The 26,222-nt window shown below is 58.5% G+C and carries 21 protein-coding genes and 3 pseudogenes; 22 read left to right on the forward strand and 2 right to left on the reverse strand.

What is annotated here, in order from left to right:
* Positions 1-106: 106 nt before the first annotated feature.
* From yfmF to hfq, 21 genes and pseudogenes are all read left to right on the forward strand, one after another.
* Complete coding sequence (yfmF, locus tag BN1189_RS11390; RefSeq protein ID WP_040228191.1) at positions 107-1,387, forward strand: EF-P 5-aminopentanol modification-associated protein YfmF; 1,281 nt, start codon at positions 107-109, stop codon at positions 1,385-1,387.
* Positions 1,374-2,672, forward strand: coding sequence for an EF-P 5-aminopentanol modification-associated protein YfmH (gene yfmH, locus BN1189_RS11395; protein WP_040228193.1), 1,299 nt, complete (start codon positions 1,374-1,376; stop codon positions 2,670-2,672). The genes yfmF and yfmH overlap by 14 nt, the downstream gene beginning before the upstream one ends.
* Positions 2,669-3,403, forward strand: a complete 735-nt coding sequence (gene ymfI, locus BN1189_RS11400) for an elongation factor P 5-aminopentanone reductase (protein ID WP_040228194.1) — start codon at positions 2,669-2,671, stop codon at positions 3,401-3,403. The genes yfmH and ymfI overlap by 4 nt, the downstream gene beginning before the upstream one ends.
* A gap of 580 nt (positions 3,404-3,983) precedes the next feature.
* On the forward strand, positions 3,984-4,775 hold the full coding sequence (locus BN1189_RS11405; protein WP_040228196.1) for a DUF3388 domain-containing protein: 792 nt from the start codon (positions 3,984-3,986) through the stop codon (positions 4,773-4,775).
* A gap of 16 nt (positions 4,776-4,791) precedes the next feature.
* Positions 4,792-5,691 (forward strand): helix-turn-helix domain-containing protein, encoded by a 900-nt coding sequence (locus BN1189_RS11410; RefSeq protein ID WP_040228199.1) that lies wholly within the window; start codon positions 4,792-4,794, stop codon positions 5,689-5,691.
* Positions 5,692-5,738: 47 nt separating this feature from the next.
* Positions 5,739-6,317 carry a CDP-diacylglycerol--glycerol-3-phosphate 3-phosphatidyltransferase gene (gene pgsA / locus BN1189_RS11415; RefSeq protein WP_040228201.1) on the forward strand — a complete coding sequence of 193 codons (579 nt, stop codon included), beginning with the start codon at positions 5,739-5,741 and terminating at the stop codon, positions 6,315-6,317.
* A 22-nt stretch (positions 6,318-6,339) separates the two neighbouring features.
* Positions 6,340-7,596, forward strand: a complete 1,257-nt coding sequence (locus tag BN1189_RS11420) for a competence/damage-inducible protein A (protein ID WP_040228203.1) — start codon at positions 6,340-6,342, stop codon at positions 7,594-7,596.
* Positions 7,597-7,773: 177 nt separating this feature from the next.
* Positions 7,774-8,544: pseudogene (gene recA, locus BN1189_RS11425) on the forward strand (recombinase RecA); the annotation flags it as partial.
* 217 nt (positions 8,545-8,761) lie between these two features.
* Positions 8,762-9,823, forward strand: a complete 1,062-nt coding sequence (recA, locus tag BN1189_RS11430) for a recombinase RecA (RefSeq protein WP_040228204.1) — start codon at positions 8,762-8,764, stop codon at positions 9,821-9,823.
* Positions 9,824-10,100: 277 nt separating this feature from the next.
* Positions 10,101-11,666, forward strand: a complete 1,566-nt coding sequence (rny, locus tag BN1189_RS11435; protein ID WP_040228206.1) for a ribonuclease Y — start codon at positions 10,101-10,103, stop codon at positions 11,664-11,666.
* 73 nt (positions 11,667-11,739) lie between these two features.
* Complete coding sequence (locus BN1189_RS11440) at positions 11,740-12,537, forward strand: TIGR00282 family metallophosphoesterase (protein WP_040228208.1); 798 nt, start codon at positions 11,740-11,742, stop codon at positions 12,535-12,537.
* Between the two features lie 98 nt (positions 12,538-12,635).
* On the forward strand, positions 12,636-12,902 hold the full coding sequence (locus BN1189_RS11445) for a stage V sporulation protein S (RefSeq protein ID WP_040228210.1): 267 nt from the start codon (positions 12,636-12,638) through the stop codon (positions 12,900-12,902).
* A gap of 266 nt (positions 12,903-13,168) precedes the next feature.
* Positions 13,169-13,600: a RicAFT regulatory complex protein RicA family protein gene (locus tag BN1189_RS11450; protein WP_040228212.1), complete on the forward strand. Its 432-nt coding sequence runs from the start codon at positions 13,169-13,171 to the stop codon at positions 13,598-13,600.
* Between the two features lie 347 nt (positions 13,601-13,947).
* On the forward strand, positions 13,948-14,505 hold the full coding sequence (cotE, locus tag BN1189_RS11455; RefSeq protein WP_040228315.1) for an outer spore coat protein CotE: 558 nt from the start codon (positions 13,948-13,950) through the stop codon (positions 14,503-14,505).
* Between the two features lie 151 nt (positions 14,506-14,656).
* A complete protein-coding gene (gene mutS, locus BN1189_RS11460) occupies positions 14,657-17,224 on the forward strand; it encodes a DNA mismatch repair protein MutS (protein WP_040228215.1) in 2,568 nt (855 codons plus the stop codon).
* 4 nt (positions 17,225-17,228) lie between these two features.
* Positions 17,229-19,169 carry a DNA mismatch repair endonuclease MutL gene (gene mutL, locus BN1189_RS11465; protein ID WP_040228217.1) on the forward strand — a complete coding sequence of 647 codons (1,941 nt, stop codon included), beginning with the start codon at positions 17,229-17,231 and terminating at the stop codon, positions 19,167-19,169.
* A gap of 21 nt (positions 19,170-19,190) precedes the next feature.
* On the forward strand, positions 19,191-20,681 hold the full coding sequence (glpK, locus tag BN1189_RS11470) for a glycerol kinase GlpK (protein ID WP_040228218.1): 1,491 nt from the start codon (positions 19,191-19,193) through the stop codon (positions 20,679-20,681).
* Positions 20,682-20,740: 59 nt separating this feature from the next.
* The gene (locus BN1189_RS11475; protein ID WP_040228221.1) at positions 20,741-22,384 is read left to right on the forward strand and encodes a glycerol-3-phosphate dehydrogenase/oxidase; all 1,644 of its coding nucleotides are present in this window, start codon (positions 20,741-20,743) and stop codon (positions 22,382-22,384) included.
* A 16-nt stretch (positions 22,385-22,400) separates the two neighbouring features.
* Positions 22,401-23,315 carry an alpha/beta fold hydrolase gene (locus BN1189_RS11480; protein WP_040228316.1) on the forward strand — a complete coding sequence of 305 codons (915 nt, stop codon included), beginning with the start codon at positions 22,401-22,403 and terminating at the stop codon, positions 23,313-23,315.
* On the forward strand, positions 23,300-24,256 hold the full coding sequence (gene miaA, locus BN1189_RS11485; protein WP_179860950.1) for a tRNA (adenosine(37)-N6)-dimethylallyltransferase MiaA: 957 nt from the start codon (positions 23,300-23,302) through the stop codon (positions 24,254-24,256). Before BN1189_RS11480 ends, miaA begins: the two co-directional genes overlap by 16 nt.
* 48 nt (positions 24,257-24,304) lie before the next feature.
* Positions 24,305-24,544, forward strand: a complete 240-nt coding sequence (gene hfq / locus BN1189_RS11490) for an RNA chaperone Hfq (RefSeq protein ID WP_040228223.1) — start codon at positions 24,305-24,307, stop codon at positions 24,542-24,544.
* A gap of 63 nt (positions 24,545-24,607) precedes the next feature.
* Here the strand turns inward: hfq and BN1189_RS11495 are convergent, their stop codons facing one another.
* Positions 24,608-25,213, reverse strand: coding sequence for a trimeric intracellular cation channel family protein (locus tag BN1189_RS11495; protein WP_040228225.1), 606 nt, complete (start codon positions 25,211-25,213; stop codon positions 24,608-24,610).
* Positions 25,214-25,386: 173 nt separating this feature from the next.
* On the opposite strand from BN1189_RS11495, the pseudogene BN1189_RS11500 reads away from it, so the two are divergent.
* Positions 25,387-25,926: pseudogene (locus tag BN1189_RS11500) on the forward strand (methionine gamma-lyase family protein); the annotation flags it as partial.
* On the opposite strand, the pseudogene BN1189_RS11505 reads toward BN1189_RS11500, so the two are convergent.
* Positions 25,925-26,161, reverse strand: a pseudogene (locus BN1189_RS11505) (trimeric intracellular cation channel family protein); the annotation flags it as partial. The pseudogenes BN1189_RS11500 and BN1189_RS11505 overlap by 2 nt on opposite strands.
* Positions 26,162-26,222: the final 61 nt, after the last annotated feature.

Raw genomic sequence — 26,222 nt, forward strand, 5'->3', positions numbered from 1 at the left:
ATTATTACACAAACAAACGCCAATGTTTGCCACCCGGCCTGCGGTTTCGGTATAGTGGAATTGGAGATACTCAATAAAAATACCGTTATGGAAACCGAGGTGTGCCATGTTTACGGAATATCAACTCACAGAGGGTGTCCGGCTTTACGTCAGGCAGACGACCCAGTTCAAGACAGTGACCTTTTCGCTCCGTTTCCGCCGGGCGCTTACGGCGGAAGATGCTTCCGCACGGGCAGTCCTGGCCAACATCCTGGAGGACAGCAACGAGAACCATCCGAGCCGTGCGGCGCTCCGTTCCGCGCTGGAAAACATGTACGGGACCCTGTTCTACACGGACGTCGGCAAACGCGGTGCCAATCATTACGTATCCGTCAATGCCGAATGCGTGAACGACCGGCTGCTGGATGAAGACGGCGTCATCGCTTGGACAGTCCGTCTGCTCGCGGACACGGTCTTCAAGCCGAACATGAAGGCAGGCAAATTCAAAGAACAGATCTTTGAACGCGAAAAGCAGACGGTCACGGAACGCCTGCGCTCCATCTACGATGACAAGGGCCGCTATGCCCAGCACCGGCTTCTCGAACTGATGAGGCCGGGCGGTCCGGAGTCCATCCGGGCGACGGGCGATGAAGAAAATGTCGGCAGCCTCACCCTAGACGACGTGATGGACGCTTACCGGCGGATGATCAGCGAGGACGAAGTCGACATTTACGTGGCGGGAGACGTGGATCCGGAAGCAATGGCGGAAATGTTCAAGACGGCATTCGGCTTTGAAAGCCGGACGCCGGCCGTGGCTGCGCAAAACACAGAACCGGAAAAAGGCAAGACCGGCACTGTGTCCGAACGCCAGGCGATGAAGCAGGGGAAACTCCATATCGGCTTCCGCACATCCGTGCTCTTCGGGTCTGAAGATTTTCCGAAGATGCAGCTGGCGAATGGCATCTTTGGTGGGTTCCCGCATTCCAAGCTGTTCTTGAATGTCCGGGAAAAAGAGAGCCTCGCCTATTATGCGGCAAGTTCCTACCTCTCCAGGTACGGACTCATCACGGTCTCTTCGGGCGTCGATCCGGCGGAAGCCGAAAAAGCCGCTGCCGTGATTGACGAACAGCTGGAAGCGATGAAGGCCGGTGAGATTTCCGACCTCGAGCTGGACCAGACGAAGGCGATGCTCGCCAACCAGCTCCGGGAAGCACTCGATTCCGCAAGAGGCCAGATTGAAATTTTTGATCAATATAAAGATCTTCCGGGCGGATTCACGCCGGAGGGCTGGATCGCCAAATGGGAACCGGTCACGGCGGAAGACATCCGAGAGATGGCCGGCACGATCGAGAAAGAACTCGTATACTTGTTGTCCGGAAAGGAGGAGTCCGCTGATGCAGACGCTTGAATTCGACCGCCTGCAGGAAACGCTTTACCATGAAGAGCTGCCGAACGGCCTTCAGGTGTTCATCCTGCCGAAAAAAGGTTTTTCCAAGACGTATGTTTCGTTCACGACGAAATACGGATCCATCGACAATACATTCATTCCGCTCGGGAAAGAGGAGAAAGTCCGTGTCCCCGACGGCATTGCCCACTTCCTTGAGCATAAGATGTTCGAAAAGGAAGACGGCGATGTGTTCCAGAAATTCGGGATGAACGGGGCGTCCGCGAACGCCTTCACTTCATTCACGAGAACCGCCTATCTGTTCTCCGCGACGGAAAACCTGTATCCGAACACTGAACTGCTGCTCGATTTTGTCCAGTCCCCTTATTTCACCGAGCAGACGGTGGAAAAGGAAAAAGGAATCATCGGACAGGAAATCACGATGTACGATGACAATCCGGACTGGCGATCCTATTTCGGGGCGATCGAAAATCTGTACAAAGACCATCCGGTGAAAATCGATATCGCCGGCACGGTCGATTCGATCGCCGATATCACGGCGGATCATCTGTACGAGTGCTACCATACGTTCTATCATCCGTCGAACATGCTCGTCTTCGCGGTCGGCGCAGTGGATCCTGAAGAGATGATGGAATTCATCCGCAGCAACCAGGCCAAAAAGACATTCGACAAGCCGGAGCCGATCGTCCGGGAATATCCGAAAGAAACGGCCGCGGCGGATGTGCCTGCCCGTTCGATTGAAATGGATGTTTCCAAGCCGAAAGTCCAAGTCGGCATCAAGCTGCCGGCAAATGATTTGACCGGCGTTGAAGCGCTGAAGCACGAGCTCGCCTCGGAGATTCTCCTCGATCTGCTTTTCGGCAGGACATCGGATTTCTTCACCGAGGCCTATGACGAAGGGCTGATCGACGAATCCTTCTCCACTGAATACTCGGCGGAGACCGGGTTTGCCTTCGCGGTGATCGGCACCGACAGCAATGAACCCGATAAGTTCGCCGAAAAGGTCAAGGCGACCCTGCGCGGCGCCTCGGAAAAATTCCCGTTCGGCCAAGATGCCCTCGACCGGCAGATCAGGCGGCGGACGGGGCTGTTCCTCCGGGCGTTGAACTCCATCGAGTACATCGCCAACCAATTCACCCGCTATGCATTCAACGGCATGAACTTGTTCGACACCGTGCCTGCCCTTGAATCCCTGCAAGTCAAGGATCTGCAGGACGCCCTCGAACCGCTGGCCGACGAACAGGCCTGGACCGTGTTCCAGGTGCTCCCGGACGGAAAGGGCGAATGACCGGAAGGAAGACTGCCGCGGTGCTCGGCGCGTCCGGCGAGATCGGCACGGCCATTTCCAGACGGCTCGCGGCTTCCGGCTGGTCGCTTTATCTGCACTATAACCGCGCGAAAGACCGGGCTGAATCGCTCGCCGGGGAGCTGTCCGGGCTTTACCCCGACCAGTTCTTCTTTCCAGCGGGTGCCGACTTCACCATTCCGGACGGCGGGGAGAAGCTCGCGGCCGCCACGGGCGACGTCCAGGCGGTCGTCTCGGCGTCCGGCCAGTCGGTGAACAAACTCCTTACCGATACGACGATGGAAGACCTGGATGCCCTCTGGCATGTTCATGCGGCGAACCCGATGAGGTTCATCGCACTCGTTTCGGAACGTCTCCGGAGGCACCCGGTTTCTCATGTTGTGATGATCGGATCCATCTGGGGGGACACGGGCGCAGCCGGAGAAGTGGCGTACTCCGCGGCAAAAGGGGCCGTCCATGCGTTCGTCAAGGCGTATGCAAAGGAAGCGGCCGCGTCCAACGTGCTCGTCAATGCCGTCTCCCCAGGCTGGATCGAGACCGGCATGAACAGCCACCTGTCAGAAGAGGAACGGCGCGTGGCGTTCGGCGAAATCCCGCTTATGCGCCCCGGCATGCCGGAAGACGTCGCCGGCATGGTCGATTTCCTCCTCGGAGAAGGCGGCGGATATATGACAGGCCAGATCCTCAGGGTAAACGGCGGCTGGTATATCTGACTGGAACAAACCAAAATGGCAAGGGCTCCGTCCGCTTCAAGCGGGCCGGATGCCGGAACGTCGCAGGCTTCACGCCACGCGGGATTCCGGATCGGGGAGCCCCTGCCATTTTTTCATTTGCGGCACTGCCATCCGGAGGTTTTGCGAATGCCCGCTTTCCCTTTTCTTCACTACCCAAATCCGCTATGATAGAACTAGAAAAGAAAGGCGGAGGGCGGTGTTTAGGGGCGACAGGCATAAGACGGTCTGCGGCGCGAGGCCTGCCTCGCAGAGCAGAACGGCTTATGACCCCGAGCCACTACCGCCCGCAGCCGGACAAAGAAAGGCGGAGCGGGCCGCCCAGACCCGACAGGCATAAGGCTGACGGCGGAGCGAAGCCTGCTTCGCAGAGCCGGCGGACTTATGACCCCGAGGGACTGGCCCGCGCAGCCGGACAAAGAAAGGCGGAGGGCGGTGTTTAGGGGCGATAGGCATAAGACGTGACGCAGAGCGGATCCTGATCCGCGGCGCGGCGTGACTTATGACCCCGAGCCACTACCGCCCGCAGCCGGACAAACAAGCGCCGATGGAGGCGATCAGATTGAGCGAATGGTATATGGAGTATGAAATCGAAGTGAACCGCCCCGGGCTGCTCGGTGAAATTTCTTCGCTTCTCGGCCTTCTGCGGGTGAATATCATCACGATCAACGGCGTCGACGAAGGGCGCCGCGGCATGCTCCTCAGTTCGGAGGACGATGAAGCGATCGAGCGGTTCGAGCTGATCGCTTCCACGATGGAGATGATCAACGTCCGCAAGCTCCGTCACCCGAAGCTGAGGGACATACTGGCAGTCCGTCATGGCCGTTACATCCAGCGGGATGCCGATGACAAGAAGACATTCCGGTTCGTCCGTGACGAGCTTGGCATCCTGGTCGATTTCATGGCCGAGATTTTCAAGCAGGAAGGCCACAAGCTGATCGGCATCCGGGGCATGCCGCGCGTCGGGAAGACGGAATCCGTCGTGGCGGCGAGCGTGAGCGCCAACAAAAAGTGGATTTTCCTGTCTTCCACGATGATCAGGCAGACCGTTCGGAGCAATCTGGCCGGAGATGAGTTTTCGGATAACAACGTATTCATCCTGGACGGGATCGTCACGAGGAAATCGACGGATGAGCGGCATCTTCAGCTTGTCCGGGAGATCATGCGGATGCCGTCCATCAAAGTGGTGGAACATCCGGACATCTTCGTTCGTCATTCTGAGTATGCTATTGAGGATTTCGACTATATCATTGAAATCCGTCGGGATGATGACGAAGAGATTGTTTATGACAAGCTTGAGGAGAACGAGAGGATGTCCAGCCGGAGCGGGATGAATTTCGGATTCAATATTTGATAGGAAGGTGTTTTGGTTGTCCGAACTGGGCGCTCGGCTTAAACAGGCGAGAAAGGAAAAGGGTTACTCGCTTGACAATCTTCAAGAACTGACGAAAATACAGAAACGTTATTTATCCGCGATCGAGGAAGGAGACTTCGGCATCATGCCGGGCACATTCTATGTGCGGGCCTTCATCAAGCAGTATGCCGAAGCGGTCGGCCTGGATCCGGATGAAATGCTTGCGATTTACAAATCGGAGGCACCCGAACCGGCTTCCGGCGAGGAACAGGGGATGGCCGCCCCTGCCATGAGGCGAAGTTCGATGACGAGGCGTTCGGGCCGGGCGGCGGAAGTGATGCCGAAAGTGATTCTTGCGCTTTTCATCGTGCTGGCCGTCGCGATCGTCTGGTTCCTTTCCCAGCATGCCGCCTCTAACGATAAGAATGAAGAAGTCAAGGGGCCGGATACGACGGTAAAAGTCGAACAGCCCGGTGAAGCGGCGGCAAAGGACGACAAGCCGGATGCCGGTGCCGAGGAAACGGGCGGAGAGGAACAGGCCGACGGCGAGAACGGGGAAGAGACCGGGAAAGAAGAAGCGAAGGATCCTTCCGCACAGCTCGCCTTTGACCGTTCCGAAGGGGAGAATTCCTATTACACCCTGACCGGAACCGACACCGTGACGGTCGTCCTGAAAGGGTCCGGCCGGTCTTGGGTGACCGCCACTGACAACGCGGGGACACAGCACCTGAGCAAGAACCTGGAAAGCGGCGCGGAAGAGACGGTTGAGGCATCGGGCGTCGAATGGCTCCGGTTCCGGATCGGCTATACACCCGGCGTCACCCTGACCGTCAACGGGCAGGAGCTTGAATATGCAATTCCGGAAACGGAACGGGTGACTCAGAACATCATCATCCAATTGAGCAGCGCACAATAGTCATCTGGGAACAGATGGCTATTTTCTTTGAAAGGATTGAACGGACTATGAACTTGCCTAATAAAATCACTGTGGCCCGGATCTTTCTCATCCCGGTCTTCATGCTTTTCATGCTCGTCGACTTCGGATTCGGCGAAATCCGGTTCGGGGGAACGGAGCTTCCGGTCGAGCAGCTCATCGGAGGCATGATCTTCATCATCGCTTCCCTGACGGACTGGTTCGACGGCCACCTGGCCCGCAAGCACAACCTCGTGACGAACATGGGGAAATTCCTCGACCCGCTTGCGGACAAACTCCTGGTGGCGGCGGCACTCATCATCCTCGTGGAAATGGGCGTCGCTCCGTCCTGGATCGTCATCATCATCATCAGCAGGGAGTTCGCCGTGACCGGCCTGCGGCTCATCCTTGCCGGAGGCGGAGAAGTCGTGGCCGCCAACATGCTCGGCAAGATCAAGACGACCGCACAACTCATCGCCATCGTCTTCCTTCTGCTGAACAACATCTTCTTCGAGGCGGCGGGCATTCCATTCGGGATGATCATGCTGTATATCGCACTCATCTTCACCGTCTGGTCGGGAGCGGATTACTTCTACAAAAACCGTCATGTGCTCCTCGGTTCGATGTGACGAAAGGAAGGAAACCATCCAAATGAATGCAGAAATCATCGCGGTCGGCTCGGAACTGCTGCTCGGGCAGATCAATAATACGAACGCACGGTATATCTCTTCCGGTCTTGCCGAGATCGGCATCGATGTCCATTTCCAAACAGTGGTCGGGGACAATCCCGCACGGCTGGATGAAGCGATCCGCATTGGGGAAAAACGCGCCGACCTGCTTATCTTCACAGGCGGTCTCGGTCCGACGAAAGACGACCTGACGAAGGAGACGGTGGCCCGTCATGTCGGGACCGGACTGGTCCATGACGGAGAGGCGCTCCGCTCGATCGCTGCCTGGTTCGAACGGATGGGCCGGCCGATGACCGATAACAACCGGAAGCAGGCGCTTGTCCTTGATGGTTCCGTCGTACTGGAAAACCGGCACGGGATGGCACCCGGAATGCTGGCGACGGCAGGGGGGATCCATTACCTGCTCATGCCCGGCCCGCCAAAAGAAATGGAGCCGATGTTCACGGAACAGGCGAAGCCGCTTCTTGCAAAGCTTGCGGGACACGGCGGACCGATCGTCTCACGGGTTCTTCGTTTCTACGGAATCGGCGAAGCCGAACTTGAACACCGCCTGGCGGATCTGCTGGACAACCAGACCAACCCGACCCTCGCCCCGCTGGCATCCGACGGGGAAGTGACCATCCGTCTGACTGCGAAGGCGGACACGCAGGAAGAGGCAACGATCCTTCTCGACCGTTCTGAAACGGACGTGCGGGAGATTGTCGGCGAATTCATGTACGGCTATGATGATGAAACCCTCGTGTCCAAGGCGGCTTCGCTGCTCATCGGCAACGGACTCACCATTTCCGCGGCGGAGAGCCTGACGGCCGGACTGTTCATGGCGGAGCTTGCCGAGCAGCCGGGCATCAGCGCCGCGCTGGCCGGCGGGGCAGTCACTTACACGGCGGAAGCCAAGACCGCCCAGCTCGGAATCCCGGCGGAGTTCCTCGGTGAACACGGAATCGTCAGCGAAGCCACGGCAGCGGCGATGGCCTCCTCCGTCCTCGCAAAGTTTTCGACGGATATCGGCGTCGGACTGACCGGCGCCGCAGGGCCCGACCCGCACGCGGGACAGCCCGGCGGCACCGTCTGGATCGCCATCGCACGCAGGGGCGGGACTCTTGAGACGAAACAGCTTCTTTTGTCCGGTATGCGGAACACGAACCGCATCCGGGCGGTAAAATCCGCGCTTCATCTCCTTATCCGGATGATCGGCGGAAAAACGGTTCCCGAAAATTGATTTTCGGGGCCGTTTTTTGCGCCAAAATTGGATTTTGGCTTCAAAAGCGGCCTCGAATTTCAAAAACAGGACATTTAAAAACGAATGGATGTTCGCTTTTTGCTTGAGTTTTTCTCAGAAACCGAGTATAGTAGTGATAGCAAGAAAAACAAGAAGAACCCATGAGGAGGAACAAGTTTGAGCGATCGCAAAGCTGCATTGGATATGGCATTGAAACAGATTGAGAAACAGTTCGGGAAAGGTTCCGTCATGAAACTGGGAGAAAAGACGGACCGTGAAATCCTGACATCGCCGAGCGGTTCGCTCACTCTTGACACAGCGCTTGGAGTGGGCGGATATCCGCGAGGACGGGTCATCGAAATCTATGGACCGGAAAGCTCGGGTAAGACGACGGTTGCCCTTCACGCCATCGCGGAAGCACAGGCATCCGGCGGAACCGCCGCGTTCATTGACGCGGAACATGCGCTTGATCCGGTGTATGCGCAGAAACTCGGCGTCAACATCGATGAACTTCTCCTTTCCCAGCCGGACACAGGGGAGCAGGCGCTTGAAATCGCCGAAGCACTCGTCCGGAGCGGGGCAATCGACATCATCGTCATCGACTCCGTCGCGGCACTCGTGCCAAAAGCTGAAATCGAAGGGGAGATGGGCGATTCCCACGTCGGTCTCCAGGCCCGCCTGATGTCCCAGGCGCTCCGGAAGCTTTCCGGCGCCATCAACAAATCGAAGACCATCGCCATCTTCATCAACCAGATCCGTGAAAAAGTCGGCGTCATGTTCGGCAACCCGGAAGTCACGCCGGGCGGACGTGCGCTTAAATTCTATAGCTCGGTCCGGCTGGAAGTCCGGCGTGCGGAGTCCATCAAGCAGGGCAACGACATGGTCGGCAACCGGACCCGCATCAAGGTCGTAAAAAACAAAGTCGCTCCGCCGTTCCGTACGGCTGAANATCCGGATGATCGGCGGAAAAACGGTTCCCGAAAATTGATTTTCGGGGCCGTTTTTTGCGCCAAAATTGGATTTTGGCTTCAAAAGCGGCCTCGAATTTCAAAAACAGGACATTTAAAAACGAATGGATGTTCGCTTTTTGCTTGAGTTTTTCTCAGAAACCGAGTATAGTAGTGATAGCAAGAAAAACAAGAAGAACCCATGAGGAGGAACAAGTTTGAGCGATCGCAAAGCTGCATTGGATATGGCATTGAAACAGATTGAGAAACAGTTCGGGAAAGGTTCCGTCATGAAACTGGGAGAAAAGACGGACCGTGAAATCCTGACATCGCCGAGCGGTTCGCTCACTCTTGACACAGCGCTTGGAGTGGGCGGATATCCGCGAGGACGGGTCATCGAAATCTATGGACCGGAAAGCTCGGGTAAGACGACGGTTGCCCTTCACGCCATCGCGGAAGCACAGGCATCCGGCGGAACCGCCGCGTTCATTGACGCGGAACATGCGCTTGATCCGGTGTATGCGCAGAAACTCGGCGTCAACATCGATGAACTTCTCCTTTCCCAGCCGGACACAGGGGAGCAGGCGCTTGAAATCGCCGAAGCACTCGTCCGGAGCGGGGCAATCGACATCATCGTCATCGACTCCGTCGCGGCACTCGTGCCAAAAGCTGAAATCGAAGGGGAGATGGGCGATTCCCACGTCGGTCTCCAGGCCCGCCTGATGTCCCAGGCGCTCCGGAAGCTTTCCGGCGCCATCAACAAATCGAAGACCATCGCCATCTTCATCAACCAGATCCGTGAAAAAGTCGGCGTCATGTTCGGCAACCCGGAAGTCACGCCGGGCGGACGTGCGCTTAAATTCTATAGCTCGGTCCGGCTGGAAGTCCGGCGTGCGGAGTCCATCAAGCAGGGCAACGACATGGTCGGCAACCGGACCCGCATCAAGGTCGTAAAAAACAAAGTCGCTCCGCCGTTCCGTACGGCTGAAGTCGACATCATGTACGGCGAAGGAATCTCCAAAGAAGGCGAAACGATCGACCTCGGCGTCGAAACGGACATCGTCCAGAAGAGCGGCTCCTGGTATTCCTACAACGACGAGCGTCTCGGACAGGGACGCGAGAACTCCAAGCAGTTCCTGAAAGAGCATCCGGAGATCCGGCTGGAGATCGCCAATAAGATCCGCGAATCGTACGGTCTTATCGAGCCACAATATGTGATCGCCGGCCAAGACGATATCGAAGAAGAGGAAGAACTCGACCTCCTTCTCGGCGACAAATGATCCCTCAGAGGGGGCTGCCCGGCAATACGGGCAGCCTCTTTTTGCTTGCCGGCGGGAGATGCTGCAGGCGTGATAACGGGCAAAGGCCCTCTTCCGCCAGGGCCGCAGCGAAAAGCAAGCTAAGAGTAAGCCGGCAATCCTTGACAGGGAAATTGGGCGCCGGTACAATTAAACTGTATAACTTCAAGCTTTACACAGTATGACCGGCTTGACCTCCGGCCCGGATGATTCCGGGCCGGTTTGAACAGACGAATGAAAGCAGGGGGAGGTGACCTCAATGGTTGAAATCATCATCTCCGCTTTGCTCGGACTCATCGTCGGTGCAGTTGTTGGCTATTTTGCCCTTAAGAAAGTGAACGACTCGAAAGTGACCGGCGCGAAGCAGTCTGCCGAACTCATCATCGGAGAAGGCAGGCGCGAAGCGGAGGCACTGAAGAAGGAAGCGCTACTTGAAGCGAAAGATGAAACCCACAAACTACGGACAGAAGCCGAATCCGACATCCGGGAACGCCGCAGTGAGCTTCAGCGGCATGAAAGCCGGTTGTTGCAGAAGGAAGAGAATCTTGACCGCAAGGAGGATGCGCTGAACAAACGTGAAGCGGGTCTGGAGCGCAAGGAAGACGCTTTGGCCGAACGACAACAGCATATCGCACAGATGGAGAGCAAGGCGGATGAGCTCATGTTGAAACAGAAGACGGAGCTTGAACGCATATCTGCACTCACCCGGGATGAGGCACGCCAGCTGATCCTGACGGAAGTGGAGAATGAACTGTCCACGGACATCGCAGTCATGACCCGGGAATCGGAGCTCCGGGCAAAAGAGGAATCCGACCGGAAAGCCAGGGAGATCCTGTCTTTGGCACTGCAGCGGTTCGCCGCCGACCATGTGGCAGAAACGACCGTATCGGTCGTCAACCTGCCGAACGATGAGATGAAAGGCCGGATCATCGGGCGCGAGGGCCGGAACATCCGGACGCTCGAAACCCTGACCGGCATCGATCTGATCATCGATGACACGCCGGAAGCCGTCATCCTGTCCGGTTTCGATCCGATCCGGAGGGAAACCGCCCGGCTCGCGCTCGAAAAGCTGGTCCAGGACGGCCGCATTCATCCGGCCCGGATTGAAGAGATGGTCGAGAAGGCGCGCAAAGAAGTGGATGAACAGATCCGGGAGGCCGGGGAACAGACGACATTCGATCTCGGCATCCATAATCTGCATCCGGATCTCATCAAGATCCTCGGCCGCCTGAAGTACCGGACGAGCTACGGACAGAACGTCCTGAAGCATTCCAAGGAAGTCGCGTATCTTTCCGGCCTGCTTGCCGCAGAGCTCGGATTCAAGGATTCCGACATCGCGCTGGCTCGCAGGGCAGGTCTGCTGCATGACATCGGGAAAGCCATCGACCATGAAGTCGAAGGCAGCCACGTGGAAATCGGCGTGGAGCTCGCAACGAAATACAAAGAGCATCCGGTCGTCATCAACAGCATCGCCTCTCACCACGGGGATACCGAGCCGACATCGGTCATCGCCATTCTCGTGGCTGCAGCGGATGCGCTGTCCGCCGCACGTCCAGGCGCGCGCAGCGAAACGCTCGAAAACTACATCCGGCGTCTCGAAAAACTGGAGGAGATCGCCGAGGACTACGACGGCGTCGAAAAGTCCTTTGCCATCCAGGCCGGACGGGAAGTCCGGATCATCGTGCGTCCGGATCAGGTGGACGACATCACCGCACACCGGCTCGCCCGGGATATCCGGAAACGGATTGAAAGCGAACTCAATTATCCGGGGCATATCAAAGTGACCGTCATCCGGGAAACCCGGGCGGTCGAATACGCAAAATAACCGGTTGAAAAGGCTTCCGGGGACTCTGGTCCCGGAAGCCTTCTTCATTGCCGGAAGGAAGGCTGGAACGATTATGAAAATCCTGTTCATCGGAGACATCGTCGGCGCACCCGGAATGGAGACCGTCCGCCGGCAGCTCCCGAGGCTGCGCCGGGCGTACAAGCCCGACGTCGTCATCGTCAACGGAGAAAACGCCGCATCGGGAAAAGGACTCACGCGGGACGATCATGACGAGCTGTTGTTCGCCGGAGTCGATATGATCACAATGGGGAACCACACCTGGGACAAACAGGAGATCTTCGACTTCATCGACGGGTCCGATTCCCTCCTCAGACCGGCGAATTTTTCATCCGAAGCGCCGGGGCGCGGGATGGCCACCGTCCGCAAAGAGGCGGGTGCACTCACGGTCATCAACCTCCACGGCCGCACGTTCATGCCCCCTCACGACGATCCGTTCGCCGTCGCCGACCGGCTGATCGAGGAAGCCTCTGAAATTTCCCCGCTGATCTTTGTGGATTTCCATGCGGAAGCGACGAGCGAGAAAATCGCCATGGGGTGGCATCTGGACGGCAGGGTGACGGCGGTCGTCGGAACCCACACCCATGTCCAGACGGCGGACGAGCGCATCCTGCCCGGCGGAACGGCCTATCTTACAGACGCGGGGATGACCGGTCCGTACAACGGCATACTCGGGATGAAGAAGGAAGAAGTCCTGTACCGGTTCCAAACGAACATGCCGGTGCGGTTCCGGGTTCCGGACGGCGGGCCGACGCAGCTCGGCGGCTTGTTCGTCGAAGCGGACGACAAGACCGGAAAGGCGATCCGGGTCGAACGCATCCTCGTCAACGACGACCACCCGTTCAACGGCTGAACCGCGCGTCCCTTGTTTCATGCACACCCTGCGCTCCGCATATGATGGGGCATGGAAGCATCCGGTTCCATGAATGCAGGATAACAGGGAGGAATGGCATGGACTCGTTGAAAGTATCTTCACGCTCAAATCCGAATTCTGTTGCTGGTGCACTCGTGGCAGTCATCAGGGAGAAGGGATATGCGGAAATGCAGGCGGTCGGGGCCGGAGCACTCAACCAGGCGGTCAAGGCAGTGGCGATCGCAAGAGGGTTTGTCGCCCCGAGCGGCGCGGATCTGACATGCTCGCCTGCCTTCACGGATATCGTGATTGCCGGGGAGGAACGCACGGCGATGAAACTGCTCGTGGAAAAAAGGAAGCGCTGAACTCCCGGACCGGGCATGCGCAACACGCATAAAGGTGAAAGCGGCAAGGGGCCTTCCGCCTCTTGCCGTTTGGTTTGAGGACGGGATGATTCAGAGCCCGGCAGGCAGTCCGCCTTTTTGTCAAAGCCCCGACATTCCGGCGCATCTCCTGTACGCAGGCCGTCTTCTTCAGTATAATGGGGAAAAGCCCGGAAATGACGGGAGACTATAACCGATTGCCGCCTGTTCACGTTTCAGGTGCCGACGGCCGAAAAGGTGGATATCCGATGGAAAAAACATACACGAAACACGACATCATTGAAAAGGCGAAAGAACTTGCCGAAATGATCAGCAATACTGAAGAAGTGGAGTTCTTCAAGCGGGCGGAAGAGCAGATCAACGAAAACCAGACGGTCCGCGAAAAGATCGCCAGCCTGAAAAGCCTTCAGAAGCAGGCCGTCAACTTCCAGCAGTACGGAAAAGAGCGCGCCCAGCAGCTGGTCGAAGGCAAGATCAGCCAGATCGAACAGGAAATCGACGAGATGCCGATTGTCCGCGAGTTCAAGCAATCGCAGATCGACGTCAATCAGCTGCTTCAGCTCGTTTCCAATACGATTGCCAATGATGTGACGAACCGCATCATCGAGTCGACTGAAGGGGACCTTCTGCGCGGCGAGACCGGATCCAAAGTCCGGAACGCGCCGGGGAAACTGTCCTAAAATAAAAGAGGCATCCGGTCCGGAGGCGGACGGGATGCCTCTTTTGTCGTTCCGAGGGGTTCTGTTTCTTTCCGTGAAAGTGGCGCAGAGCTCAGCCTGCACCAGGTCATCATCTAGAAATTTCTGCAGAAAGCCGAACGAATCCGCCGACTCATTTTCTCGGTGCCAAGCGCTTCCTTCATGCAGCTGTCATCATCGTCCCGGCGGTGTTTCCGGGGCTTCATTTCCTCCCCGTCCATCAAACGCGGCACGGCGATTTAAACGGTTTCTCAGAAAAACCTCCGCTTTTTTCACTTTCCGGGCGTTTGGTGCATAAGATGGACTGAAGCGAATGAGGAGGGTTGACCCTGAAAAACTTACGGCAGATCGTCACGAAAGCGGTTGTGGCCAAAGGGAAGAAGAGGTCGGAGTCGACTGAAGTGCTGTGCCCGCCGAATAAGCCATCGGGCATACTCGGTTGCTGGATCATCAATCACCACCATCAGGCGAAGAAAAACGGGAACTACGTTGAAGTCACCGGGAAGTATGACATCAACGTCTGGTACTCCCATCATGACCATTCGAAGACCTCCGTCTACACGGAGACGATCCATTACCGTGACCGGATCCGTCTTCATTACCGCGACGGAAGCACGGGGAGCCACGAAGAGGTTTACGTGAAAGTCATTCAGCAGCCGAACTGCACGGAAGCCACCATCACGAAGTGCGGCGAGAAATTCAGCGTATGCGTCGAGCGGGAGCTTCTTGCCGAAGTTGTCGGGGAAACGAAAGTATGCATCCAGGTGCATCCGCATGACTTTGAAGAGGAATGGCATTTCGGAGATGAAAGCTCTTCGTCATCCTCTTCGGGCCATGGCAAAGGACCCCGCTCCGCCGGGGAAGGCAAGGACTCCAGCTCGCTCTGACGCGCCGGAGAAGAGAAAGACGGACTTGTTCATCCTGTTATCGGAAGGCAGAGGCGCCGGACCACTTGGGGGCGGGCCTCTGCCTTTTCCTGCTGTTGCGGCCGTCTGCTATAATTGGAGGATAGACTGACTGATACGGGAGTTGTAATAGATGGCGGCATTGACACCGATGATGAGGCAATACATGGAGATCAAAGAAGAATACAAGGACGCATTCCTGTTTTTCAGGCTGGGCGATTTTTATGAAATGTTTTTCGACGATGCCCTGAAGGCGGCCCAGCTGCTTGAAATCACCCTGACCGCACGCGAAGGGGGACAGGCGGGCAAAATTCCGATGTGCGGGGTACCTTATCATTCCGCCGCGTCCTATATCGAGACGCTGGTCAGGAAAGGCCATAAGGTGGCCATATGCGAACAGACGGAAGATCCTGCGGCGGCGAAGGGGATCGTCAAGCGGGAAGTGATCCAGCTGATCACGCCCGGCACCCTGACCGAAGGACGCTCCGTCGGGGAAAAGGCGAATGTGTTCATCGGATCGGCGGGACGGACGGCGAACGGGGAATATGTCCTTATCCGCATCGATCTGTCGACGGGCGAAGGCGTGGCGACACTTGCCGGGAAAGATGAAAAGTCACTCATTTCCGAAGCGGAAGCACTTAAAATCCGGGAAATCGTCGTCCCTGATGAGCTGTACCTCGCTCTTCATGACCAGGCGCTTGCAAGATCGATCCTGCTGTCGGTGGAATCCGACGACTCCCTGCCCGCTGACGGGGAGGACATCGCCCGGAACTGCCCGACAGGCATGAAGCCCGCGGCGGCACGGCTTCTCCGCTATCTGGAGCGGACGCAGAAACGGTCGCTCGGCCATCTCCGCCCGATCATCCACCGGGAACGCCGGGCCGTTCTGTCGATCGATCCGAACTCGAGGAGGAACCTGGAGCTCGTCCAGTCCATCCGCGACGGAGGGGAAAAAGGCTCGCTTTACTGGCTGCTCGATGACACGGTGACCGCGATGGGCGGCCGCAAGCTGCGGCAGTGGATCCACGAGCCGCTCGCGGACCGCGAAGCGATACTCGCCAGAACCGAAACGGTCGGCGAACTGATCCGCTCATTCTTTGCAAGGGGGGAGGTCCGGGAGCTGCTGAAGGGCGTCTACGACATGGAGCGGCTTGCCGGAAAAGTGGCCTTCGGCAGTGCGACGGGGCGGGACCTTGCCCAGCTGCGCCGATCGCTCGAGCAGTCCGGCCCGGTACGCCGTGCCCTTGAAGAGAGCGGTGAGCAAAGGCTCGTGGAGATCGCCCGCACAATCAACCCGTGTCCGGAAGTGCTCGGCATCCTGCAGGAGTCGATCACCGATGATCCGCCGATTTCCAACAAGGAAGGCGGCGTGATCCGGGAAGGATTCAATCCGAGGCTGGATGAACTACGCGACGCCTCCCGGAACGGAAAAGACTGGATTGCCGCGCTGGAAGCGGAAGAGCGCCGAGAGACCGGCATCAAGTCGCTTAAGATCGGCTATAACCGGGTATTCGGATACTATCTGGAAGTGACCAAGTCGAACGTCCACCTCGTCGACACCGGTCGCTATGAGCGGAAACAGACGCTCGCCAATGCGGAACGGTACATCACGCCGGAGCTGAAGGAGAAGGAAGCGCTCATCCTGAACGCCGAAGACGAGGCGCTCATCCTTGAGACCGAACTCTTCAATGAAGTCCGCGAGAAGGTCAAGGCGCACATCCAGCCCGTTCAGGAGCTGGCGGACCGGCTGAGCACGCTCGATGTGCTTGCCGGATTTGCGGAAGTGTCGGAGCGATACCGCTTCGTCATGCCCGAATTTCATCCTGGCCGTGACATCGTCATCCGGAACGGCCGCCACCCGGTCGTCGAGAAAATGCTCGATGACGGAACCTACGTGCCGAATGACTGCATCCTCGACGGGCGGGCGAACATGCTGCTCATCACGGGACCGAACATGTCCGGCAAAAGTACATACATGCGCCAGGTCGCACTCATCGTAATCATGGCCCAGATCGGCTGCTTTGTCCCCGCGGACTCGGCCCGGCTTCCGGTGACCGACCAGATCTTCACCCGGATCGGCGCGGCGGACGACCTGGCGGGAGGCCAGAGCACGTTCATGGTGGAAATGATGGAATCCCGCAATGCGCTGGCCCATGCGACTGAAAAGAGCCTGCTTTTGTTTGATGAGATCGGCAGGGGAACGTCCACTTACGACGGAATGGCGCTTGCCCAGGCGATGATGGAATTTATCCACAGGGAAATCGGCGCAAATACGCTGTTCTCGACGCACTACCACGAGCTGACCGCGCTTTCGGAAGAACTCGGACGGCTCAGGAACGTGCACGTGGCGGCGGCCGAGCAGAGCGGACGGGTCATTTTCCTCCATAAAGTGAAGGAAGGCCCGGCGGATAAGAGCTACGGGATCCATGTGGCAGAACTGGCAGGCCTGCCGGAACCCGTCATCCGGCGCGCCACCGAACTTCTCGGCGAATTTGAATCCGCTTCTGCAGCGGGAGGGAAGCATGCGGAAGAACCGGGGAGCGACCAGCTTTCCCTGTTTGCGGAACTTTCCGCAGCGGATGACGGCGGGTCGTCCGTCGCAGCGGAGATCGAGGAGCTTGACCTTCTCCGGATGACGCCGATGGACGCCTTCCAATGGCTCCATGCACTCCAGGAAAAGATCAGGAAAGAGAGGGGATGACCGGATGAGCGAGATCATTTTGATGGACGAGCCGCTTTCCAACAAGATTGCGGCCGGGGAAGTCGTGGAGCGTCCGGCATCCGTCGTGAAGGAACTTGTGGAAAACGCCATCGATGCCGGGGCTTCCGCGATCGAGGTCAGGCTGGAGGAAGCGGGATTGAAGTCGGTCAGAGTGACGGATAACGGGAAGGGGATGGATGGATCGGATGCCCTTCTTTGCTTTTCCCGCCATGCGACGAGCAAGATCGGGAACGAACACGATCTGTTCAGGATCCGGACGCTCGGCTTTCGAGGCGAAGCACTGGCGAGTATTTCGGCCGTCTCGAAAGTGGAGATGACGACATCCGACGGGGTTTCCCCCGGATTGCGGGTGCGCGTCGAAGGAAGCCGCCTCACCGATCAGGAAGGGGCGCCCGCAAGAAAAGGAACGGACATTACCGTCTCCCAGCTGTTCTACAATACACCGGCCCGGCTCAAATACATGAAGACGCTGCAGACAGAGCTCGGCCATTCCATCGATTATATGAACCGGATGGCTCTGAGCCATCCGGCCATCAGTTTCCGCTTCCTCCATAACGGACAGGAACATCTGAGGACTTCGGGGAGCGGCAGCCTGCTGAAGGTCATTTCGGATATATACGGCTCCGGGACAGCGAGGAAGATGCTCCGCTTCGACGGATCGTCGGCAGACTATGAAGTGAGCGGGTTCTGTTCGATTCCGGACATCACCCGGGCATCGAAAAACTATATGACCGTCCTCGTCAACGGCCGATGGGTCAAGAGCTTCACGATCACGAAAGCGGTCATCGATGCCTATCACACGTATCTGCCGATCGGCCGGTTCCCGATTGCGGTGATCTCGATCACCGGGGATCCGTACTTGACCGATGTCAACGTTCATCCGTCGAAGCAGCAGATCCGGCTGAGCAAGGAAGCGGAGCTTTGCGCGCTCATCCGGGAGGCCGTGAAAAGAGCCGTATCCGGCGCAATCGGTGCTCCCGCGGCGAAGCCGCCGAAGGAAAACCGGCCGAAGTCCGAGCAGACGGTCCTCTGGCGCCCCGCCGGGATGGACGTCCCTTCTCCTGCCGGCAATGGTTACAGCCGTCCGGCAGCCCCCGCTCCGGCAACGTTCCCGGATGGGCGAGAGCCGGAACGGGGCTATTCCGCTGCAGGAACAACTGCCGCCGAATTTCCGGCTGCAACCGCCGATGGCACCGGGGTTTCCATCCACAACCGGAACGATGCATCCGGATCGGTCTTTGAGCCGGAAGCGGCCCTGTATCGGGACCCTGCAACGGAGACGGTTCCGCAGCAGGCGGAAGATCCTCAAGAGGGCGTCCGGGAAGACTCGCGGAAAGTCCCGTTCGATGAGCTCGAAGTGGTCGGCCAGATCCACGGGACGTATATCGTCGCCCAGAGCCCGGACGGGTTTTATATGATTGACCAGCACGCGGCCCAGGAGCGGATCAAATACGAGTTTTACCGGGAAAAGGTGAAGGAAGTCGACCCCGGGGAACGGCAGGCGCTCATGTTCCCGATGACATTCCATTACCCGCCGGACGACATGGAGAGGATCCTCGAAGTCCGCGGGGTGCTTGCCGAGGCCGGCATCGAGATGGAGGAATTTGGGCATAATGCGTTCGTTGTCCGGGAGCATCCGTCGTGGTTCCCTTCCGGCTCGGAAGAGGAAATCATCGAAGCGATGGTCGACCAGGCGATCTCCGAGCGGCGGACCGACATCGGGAAGCTGCTGGAAGAGACGGCGATCATGATGAGCTGCAAACGGTCGATCAAAGCCAATCACCACCTGCAGCGGCCGGACATGGAGCGGCTCCTCGTCGACCTCGGCCGGGCGGAAAGCCCGTACACCTGCCCCCACGGGCGGCCGGTCATCATACATTTTTCCACATACGAAATCGAAAAAATGTTCAAGCGCGTCATGTAAACAGCGAAAGGGGAGAGCCGGATGGAAAGCTACATCCTGTCAATCGACCAGGGGACGACGAGTTCCCGGGCCATCCTGTTTGACCGGGAAGGCCGCAAAGTGTTCAGCGCCCAGCAGGAGTTCAGGCAATACTTCCCGCAACCCGGCTGGGTCGAACACGATGCCAGCGAAATCTGGGGATCTGTCCTGTCCTGCATTGCGGCCGTCCTGAGCGAGAGCGGGGTCAACGAAAAACAGATCGCGGGAATCGGCATTACGAATCAGCGCGAGACGACGGTCATCTGGGACAAAGAGACCGGGCGCCCGATCCACCGGGCGATTGTCTGGCAGTCGCGGCAGACCCAGCCGGTGATCGACGAGCTGAAAGCGGCCGGGCACGAAAACCTGTTCAAGGAAAAGACGGGCCTTGTGCTGGACCCGTACTTTTCCGGAACGAAGGTGAAGTGGATCCTTGACCGGGTCGAAGGATCGAGGGAGCGTGCGGAAGCGGGTGAGCTGCTGTTCGGTACGATCGACTCCTTCCTCATCTGGAAACTGTCCGGCGGAGCGGTCCATGTGACGGACGTGTCCAATGCATCGCGCACGTTGCTTTACAATATCCGGGAGCAGAAGTGGGACAGCGAGCTTTGCCGGATCCTGGACGTCCCGGCGGCCATGCTGCCGTCCGTCCGGCCGTCATCGGAGATCTACGCGCATACGACCCCGTCCGTGTTCTTCGGCGAGAAAGTGCCGATCGCCGGCGCGGCGGGCGACCAACAGGCGGCATTGTTCGGACAGGCCTGTTTTGAAAAGGGAATGGCCAAAAACACTTACGGCACCGGCTGTTTCATGCTTATGAACACAGGCGATCAGCCTGTCGTCTCCAAGAACGGCCTTCTGACGACGGTCGCCTGGGATATCGGCGACGGAGTCCAGTATGCGCTCGAAGGCAGCGTGTTCGTGGCAGGCTCCGCCGTCCAGTGGCTCAGGGACGGCATGCGGATGCTGAAGAGTGCGAAGGACAGCGAAGGCTATGCAAACCGGGTTTCCTCAACCGACGGCGTTTACGTGGTCCCGGCGTTTGTCGGGCTCGGCACGCCTTACTGGGATTCCGAAGTCCGCGGTGCCGTCTTCGGGCTCACCCGCGGAACCGACAAGGAACACTTTATCCGGGCAACGCTTGAATCCCTTGCCTACCAGACGAAGGATGTACTGGATGCCATGGAGAGCGACGCCGGACTTCCGCTTGAAAACCTCCGTGCAGACGGAGGGGCGGTTGCGAACTCTTTCCTGATGCAGTTCCAGAGCGATATCCTGCAGAGCACGGTCGAACTGTCGGAACACAATGAGACAACCGCGCTCGGCGCAGCTTATCTGGCAGGACTCTCGACCGGTTTCTGGCAGGACTGCGAGGAGATTGCATCGATGTGGCGAAGCCGGAAGATCTACCGGCCGGAAATGGATCCTGGGGAACGCGACCGCCTGTACGGCGGCTGGAAAAAAGCGGTGGAAGCTGCACGTCTGTTCAAATGAAGCTGCAAAACAAAGTCCGGGTGTACCTTTGCCCATCATTTTAGGGGAGGCGATTGGTGATGTTTTCAACACTGCTGAGACCAAAGATGAAGCAACAGGCGGAAAAGTTCCGCTTCGATGTACTCGTCATCGGAGGAGGGGTCACCGGAGCGGGCATTGCGCTTGATGCCGTGACAAGAGGGATGTCCGTTTTGCTCGTGGAGATGCAGGACTTTGCGGAAGGCACGTCCAGCCGTTCCACAAAACTGATCCACGGGGGGCTCCGCTACCTGAAACAGATGGAGCTGAAGATCGTGGCCGAGACCGGGCGTGAGCGGAAGATCGTGTATGACAACGCCCCGCACGTGACGGAGCCGGAGCGCATGCTGCTGCCGTTTTATAAAGGAGGAACATTCGGCCCCGTCACGACATCCGCCGGGCTGATGGTGTATGACATCCTGGCCGGCGTGGAGAAGGACGAGCGCCGGACGATGCTCTCGCCGGAGGAAACGCTGAAACTTGAACCGCTGCTCAAGCGGGACGGCCTCCGGGGTGGCGGACACTACGTCGAGTACCGCACCGATGATGCCAGACTGACGATCGAAGTGCTGAAGAAGGCGGCGGAAAAAGGGGCGGTCTGCCTCAATTACTGCAAGGCGGAGCGATTCGTGAACAAAGATGGAAAAGTCGCCGGCGCTATCGTCCGTGACATGCTGGACGGAACGGCCTTCCGGGTGGACGCCGACCACGTCGTGAACGCCACGGGTCCGTGGGTCGACCAGGTGAGGAAACTGGACGGGAAAGGGAACAACAAGCACTTGAAGCTTTCAAAGGGGGCCCATATCGTCGTGGACCAGTTCCGTTTCCCGCTGCGGCAGGCGATTTACTTTGACAGCCCGGACGGCCGCATGATCTTCGCCATTCCGAGGAACGGAAAGGCCTATGTCGGGACGACCGACACATTTTACGAAGGCGATCCGGCGAATGTGAAGGCGTCTGAAGAGGACATCCGGTATTTGCTGAAGGCGGCAAATTGGATCTTCCCGGGACTCCGGCTCGGGCCGGAAGACGTGGAATCCGCCTGGGCGGGCGTGCGTCCGCTCATCCATCAGGAAGGGAAGGATCCGTCTGAGATCTCCCGGAAGGACGAAATCTGGGAGTCGGACAGCGGCCTGCTCACGATTGCCGGAGGAAAGCTGACGGGCTACCGGAAAATGGCGGAGCATGTCGTCGACCGGATTGCGGAACGGTCGGACAGAAACAGCTGGGGACCTTGCATCACACGGCACCTGCCGCTGTCGGGCGGAGACTTCGCTTCACCGGAAGACCTTCCGGCATTCATCGAGGGCAAGGCCAATGAAGCGGAACTTTACGGCCTTTCCCATGAAGAGGGCATGGAGATTGCCGCTTTCTACGGCACGAACGCGGATGCGGTGTTCCGCTTTGCCCATGCGGCCGGCGAAGGCGACGGACTGACGGCGGCTGAGCGGGGACGCGTCCTTTATGCCATCCATGCGGAAATGGCCGCGACGCCCGAGGACTTCCTCGTCAGGCGGACGGGCTGGCTGTTCTTCGACGTGGGACGGGCACGGGCGATCGGTCCGCAGATTGCGGCCTACATGAACAGGCTGACCGGCAGGGAAACGGGCCGTACCGGCTGGCCGGAGGAACTGAATGAATTGAACCGGCTGATCGGAGAAGCGGCGGCCGGACGGGAAGGGTGATGCAGCAGTGGACAGGATGACGATCCATATGACGGACGGCCACATGATCAGTGCGTTCCTCATGGAGCCGGACGGGACTCCGAGGGGACATATTCATCTCATGCACGGGATGGCCGAACATATCGGACGGTATGAATGGTTTGCGGAAAGGCTCCGGCGGAACGGTTTCATCGTCAGCGGTCACGACCACCGGGGGCACGGGGAAACCTGCCGCCTGAACGGCATCCGGGGGTATTTTGCGGAGGAAGACGGGTTTGAACGGGTCGTCCGGGATGCCCATGAAGTCATCTCCATCTTGAGGGAGGGCCATCCATCGCCGGAATTCACCTTGTTCGGGCATAGCATGGGCTCGTTCGTGGCAAGGCGATATGCCGAGCGGTACGGCGACACGCTAGACCGGGCCATTTTCATGGGCACCGGCGCCCACCCGGGTCCTGCGCTCGTCGCAGGGCGACTGCTGGCATCCGCCTTTACCGCTGCCGGTTACGAAAAAGAGCCGAACCAGCTTCTGAACTCACTCACATTCGGCAGCTACAACAGCCAGTTTGAAAGTCCCGCCACGCCGTTCGACTGGCTGACGGAGGACGAGGACGCGGTTCGCGCCTACATGGATGACGAGGACAGCGGCTTCGTGTCGACGACCGGTTTTTTCTCGGATCTGTTTGACGGGCTGGACCTCATCCATAAAGACCGGGAGATCCGGAGGACGCCCGCACGCCTTCCGATCCTGTTCGTGTCCGGCTCCGCCGACCCGGTCGGCGACAGCGGAAAAGGGATCTGGAAAGTGGCCAAGCAGTACAAGGACAACGGAGTCCGAGAAGTGACGGTCCTTCTTGTCGAGGCCGGCCGGCATGAGCTGCTCCATTCCCGCCATAAGGTCCGGGTGGCCGATTTCATCACAGACTGGATCGGCAGATGGGAACGGAAGTGAACGGCCGGCCCGATGTTGTCGCGATCATCGGGCCGACCGCTTCGGGAAAGACGGCCCTCAGCGTCCGGCTCGCCGAATCGGCCGGCGGCGAGGTGATCAACGGAGACGCCCTCCAAGTCTACCGGGGGCTTGATATCGGCACTGCCAAAATCACGCAGGAGGAAAAGCGTGACGTCCCGCACCACCTGTTTGACATTCTCGAACCGTCCGAACGCTTTTCGGTCGCCGATTACCAGTTCCGCGTCCGGGAAAAGATCCGGGAGATCCGGGAACGGGGTCGACTGCCGATCCTCGTCGGCGGGACGGGCCTGTACGTGCAGGCGGTCCTCTATGATTTTCGTTTCACCGAGGAAAAGACGGACGCCCGGTACCGGGAAGAGATGGAACGGCTCCTGGAGGCAGAGGGCCCCGGGGCGCTCCATGCGGAACTGGCACGGCTGGATCCCGGGGCGGCTGCTGGCATCCACCCGAATAATGTCAGGCGCGTCCTCCGCGCCCTGGACATTATCGGGGTGAGCGGCCACGCAAAGGCGGAGCAGGAAGGCGGAGGAGGCCGGGATCCGGTTTACCGGCACCTGCTCGTCGGTCTGGACATGGACCGAGAAAAGTTGTACGGACGCATCAACCGGCGGCTCGACCTCATGATGGAGAGGGGCCTTACAGAAGAAGTGGAGAAACTGATCGGAGCAGGGCTCGCCGACTCGCAGTCGATGAGGGCGATCGGCTACCGGGAAATCGCGTCGGTGCTCGCCGGCGAGCGCACGATGGAAGAGGCGCTTGAGCTGGCGAAGCGAAACACCCGCCGATATGCCAAGCGCCAGCTCACCTATTTCCGCAATAAACTTGACGTCCATTGGCTGGACGCCGAGGACGGGACTGAAAAGAATTTAACTGAAATTCTTAAATTGTTGAAGGAATTCGAAGACGGGAGCCGAACTTAACCTAATAGCGGATCGTTCCGACAAAAGAGAGAGCGGAGGAGTTATGCAATGAAGCCGGTCAACATCCAGGATACATTCCTGAATCAACTTCGCAAAAACGGGGTTTTCGTCACGGTCTTCCTGACAAACGGGTTCCAGCTGAAAGGCCAGGTCAAGTCCTACGACAATTTCACCGTCCTGCTTGATTCGGACGGCAAGCAGCAGTTGATCTATAAGCATGCCATCTCGACATTCGTCCCGACCCGTCCGGTGAGCCTGACGCCACCGGAAAACCGGACAGAAGAGTGAACAGGAAAGGCCTCCCGGAAGCGGTTCGTCCCGTTTCCCGGAGGCCTTTCTTTATATGGCGGATCACTGTGCAATTTTGCGCACCGGAAGACGCCAGCCGTTCCGGGCGGACAGGATCCGCAGACCCGCTACTGCTCCGGCGATAAGGTAGAGCCCCCAGTCCGGCAGGAGACCCGACCCGAAGCCGACGGTGAGCCCCGCAAGCGCCGCCCACACCGCATAGATTTCCTTTCTCAGGACGAGCGGCCGTCTTCCGGCCAGCAGGTCACGGATCATGCCCCCGCCCGCGCCGGTCAGGACGGCCGCCACGATGGTGGCCGACATGCCGAGGCCGAGCTCGACCGCCACCATCGCCCCCTGGACCGCAAAGGCGGCGAGCCCGATGGCGTCAAATGAAACACCCCATCTGATCCAGTGCCGGACAAGGCGGTTCGGGAACAGGAAAATGACCGTGATCGATACGAGCGCAATCCGGAACAACATCTCCTGTTCCCAGAGCGCCGAGACCGGCACGCCGATCAGAATGTTCCGGAAGGCCCCGCCCCCGAACGCGGTGACCACCCCGAGCATATAAACGCCGAACAGATCATACTCCTCTTCCATCGCGATGATCGCACCCGAAATGGCGAACGCCACCGTTCCGATCATACTCAATACTTCCCAGGCCAATCGTGTTCCTCCTAAAAATTTCATCTGATCTCTGTTGCAGACGGCCGGATCACCCGGCAATCCGCCCTTTCAAAGTGTACCAGAGCCGGGCCGATTGGCAACCGGGGTGCGGGGCGGAAGGCATGGTATACTGGTAGGCGTGAATATACGCAACAGAGGAGACGTTAACATCCATGAATCCAAAACTTCGCGCACCATTGACGACCGACACCAAAATCGCCCGCTGGAAAGAAGAAGCGGAGCAGAAGATCGCCCCGTACCTGAAGCGGGCCGACCAAACCGCGCTTGCCAACCAGGCGAAAGTCCTCGTCGCTTTCCGGGAAAACCGGGTGTCCGACCACCATATGAACCCGTCCACGGGCTACGGCTATGATGACGAAGGCCGTGACGTGCTTGAGCGGGTGTATGCTTCCGCATTCGGAGCGGAAGCGGCACTCGTCCGGAACCAGATCATCTCCGGCACCCATGCCATCTCGATCGCCCTGTTCGGCATTCTCCGGCCGGGCGATGAGCTGCTTTATATCACGGGGGAGCCGTATGACACGCTCGCGTCCATCGTGTCCGGACCTGAGGGGAAGGACACCGGTTCCCTCCGCGATTTCGGCATCACCTACCGTCATATCGACTTGAAGGAAGACGGGACGGTCGATTTCGCGGCCGTCAGGGAGGCGGTGTCGGACCGGACGAAAATGATCGCGATCCAGCGGTCGAAGGGNACAGGAAAATGACCGTGATCGATACGAGCGCAATCCGGAACAACATCTCCTGTTCCCAGAGCGCCGAGACCGGCACGCCGATCAGAATGTTCCGGAAGGCCCCGCCCCCGAACGCGGTGACCACCCCGAGCATATAAACGCCGAACAGATCATACTCCTCTTCCATCGCGATGATCGCACCCGAAATGGCGAACGCCACCGTTCCGATCATACTCAATACTTCCCAGGCCAATCGTGTTCCTCCTAAAAATTTCATCTGATCTCTGTTGCAGACGGCCGGATCACCCGGCAAT

Source organism: Bhargavaea cecembensis (assembly GCF_000826125.2).
Lineage (GTDB): Bacteria > Bacillota > Bacilli > Bacillales_A > Planococcaceae > Bhargavaea > Bhargavaea cecembensis_B.

What these genes read in the sequence shown, in the direction of transcription:
- yfmF (WP_040228191.1), top strand. Translation starts at nt 107, where the DNA reads ATGTTTACGGAATATCAACTCACAGAGGGTGTCCGGCTTTACGTCAGG.
- yfmH (WP_040228193.1), top strand. Translation starts at nt 1,374, where the DNA reads ATGCAGACGCTTGAATTCGACCGCCTGCAGGAAACGCTTTACCATGAA.
- ymfI (WP_040228194.1), top strand. Translation starts at nt 2,669, where the DNA reads ATGACCGGAAGGAAGACTGCCGCGGTGCTCGGCGCGTCCGGCGAGATC.
- pgsA (WP_040228201.1), top strand. Translation starts at nt 5,739, where the DNA reads ATGAACTTGCCTAATAAAATCACTGTGGCCCGGATCTTTCTCATCCCG.
- BN1189_RS11420 (WP_040228203.1), top strand. Translation starts at nt 6,340, where the DNA reads ATGAATGCAGAAATCATCGCGGTCGGCTCGGAACTGCTGCTCGGGCAG.
- rny (WP_040228206.1), top strand. Translation starts at nt 10,101, where the DNA reads ATGGTTGAAATCATCATCTCCGCTTTGCTCGGACTCATCGTCGGTGCA.
- BN1189_RS11440 (WP_040228208.1), top strand. Translation starts at nt 11,740, where the DNA reads ATGAAAATCCTGTTCATCGGAGACATCGTCGGCGCACCCGGAATGGAG.
- BN1189_RS11445 (WP_040228210.1), top strand. Translation starts at nt 12,636, where the DNA reads ATGGACTCGTTGAAAGTATCTTCACGCTCAAATCCGAATTCTGTTGCT.
- BN1189_RS11450 (WP_040228212.1), top strand. Translation starts at nt 13,169, where the DNA reads ATGGAAAAAACATACACGAAACACGACATCATTGAAAAGGCGAAAGAA.
- mutS (WP_040228215.1), top strand. Translation starts at nt 14,657, where the DNA reads ATGGCGGCATTGACACCGATGATGAGGCAATACATGGAGATCAAAGAA.
- mutL (WP_040228217.1), top strand. Translation starts at nt 17,229, where the DNA reads ATGAGCGAGATCATTTTGATGGACGAGCCGCTTTCCAACAAGATTGCG.
- glpK (WP_040228218.1), top strand. Translation starts at nt 19,191, where the DNA reads ATGGAAAGCTACATCCTGTCAATCGACCAGGGGACGACGAGTTCCCGG.
- BN1189_RS11475 (WP_040228221.1), top strand. Translation starts at nt 20,741, where the DNA reads ATGTTTTCAACACTGCTGAGACCAAAGATGAAGCAACAGGCGGAAAAG.
- BN1189_RS11480 (WP_040228316.1), top strand. Translation starts at nt 22,401, where the DNA reads ATGACGATCCATATGACGGACGGCCACATGATCAGTGCGTTCCTCATG.
- miaA (WP_179860950.1), top strand. Translation starts at nt 23,300, where the DNA reads ATGGGAACGGAAGTGAACGGCCGGCCCGATGTTGTCGCGATCATCGGG.
- hfq (WP_040228223.1), top strand. Translation starts at nt 24,305, where the DNA reads ATGAAGCCGGTCAACATCCAGGATACATTCCTGAATCAACTTCGCAAA.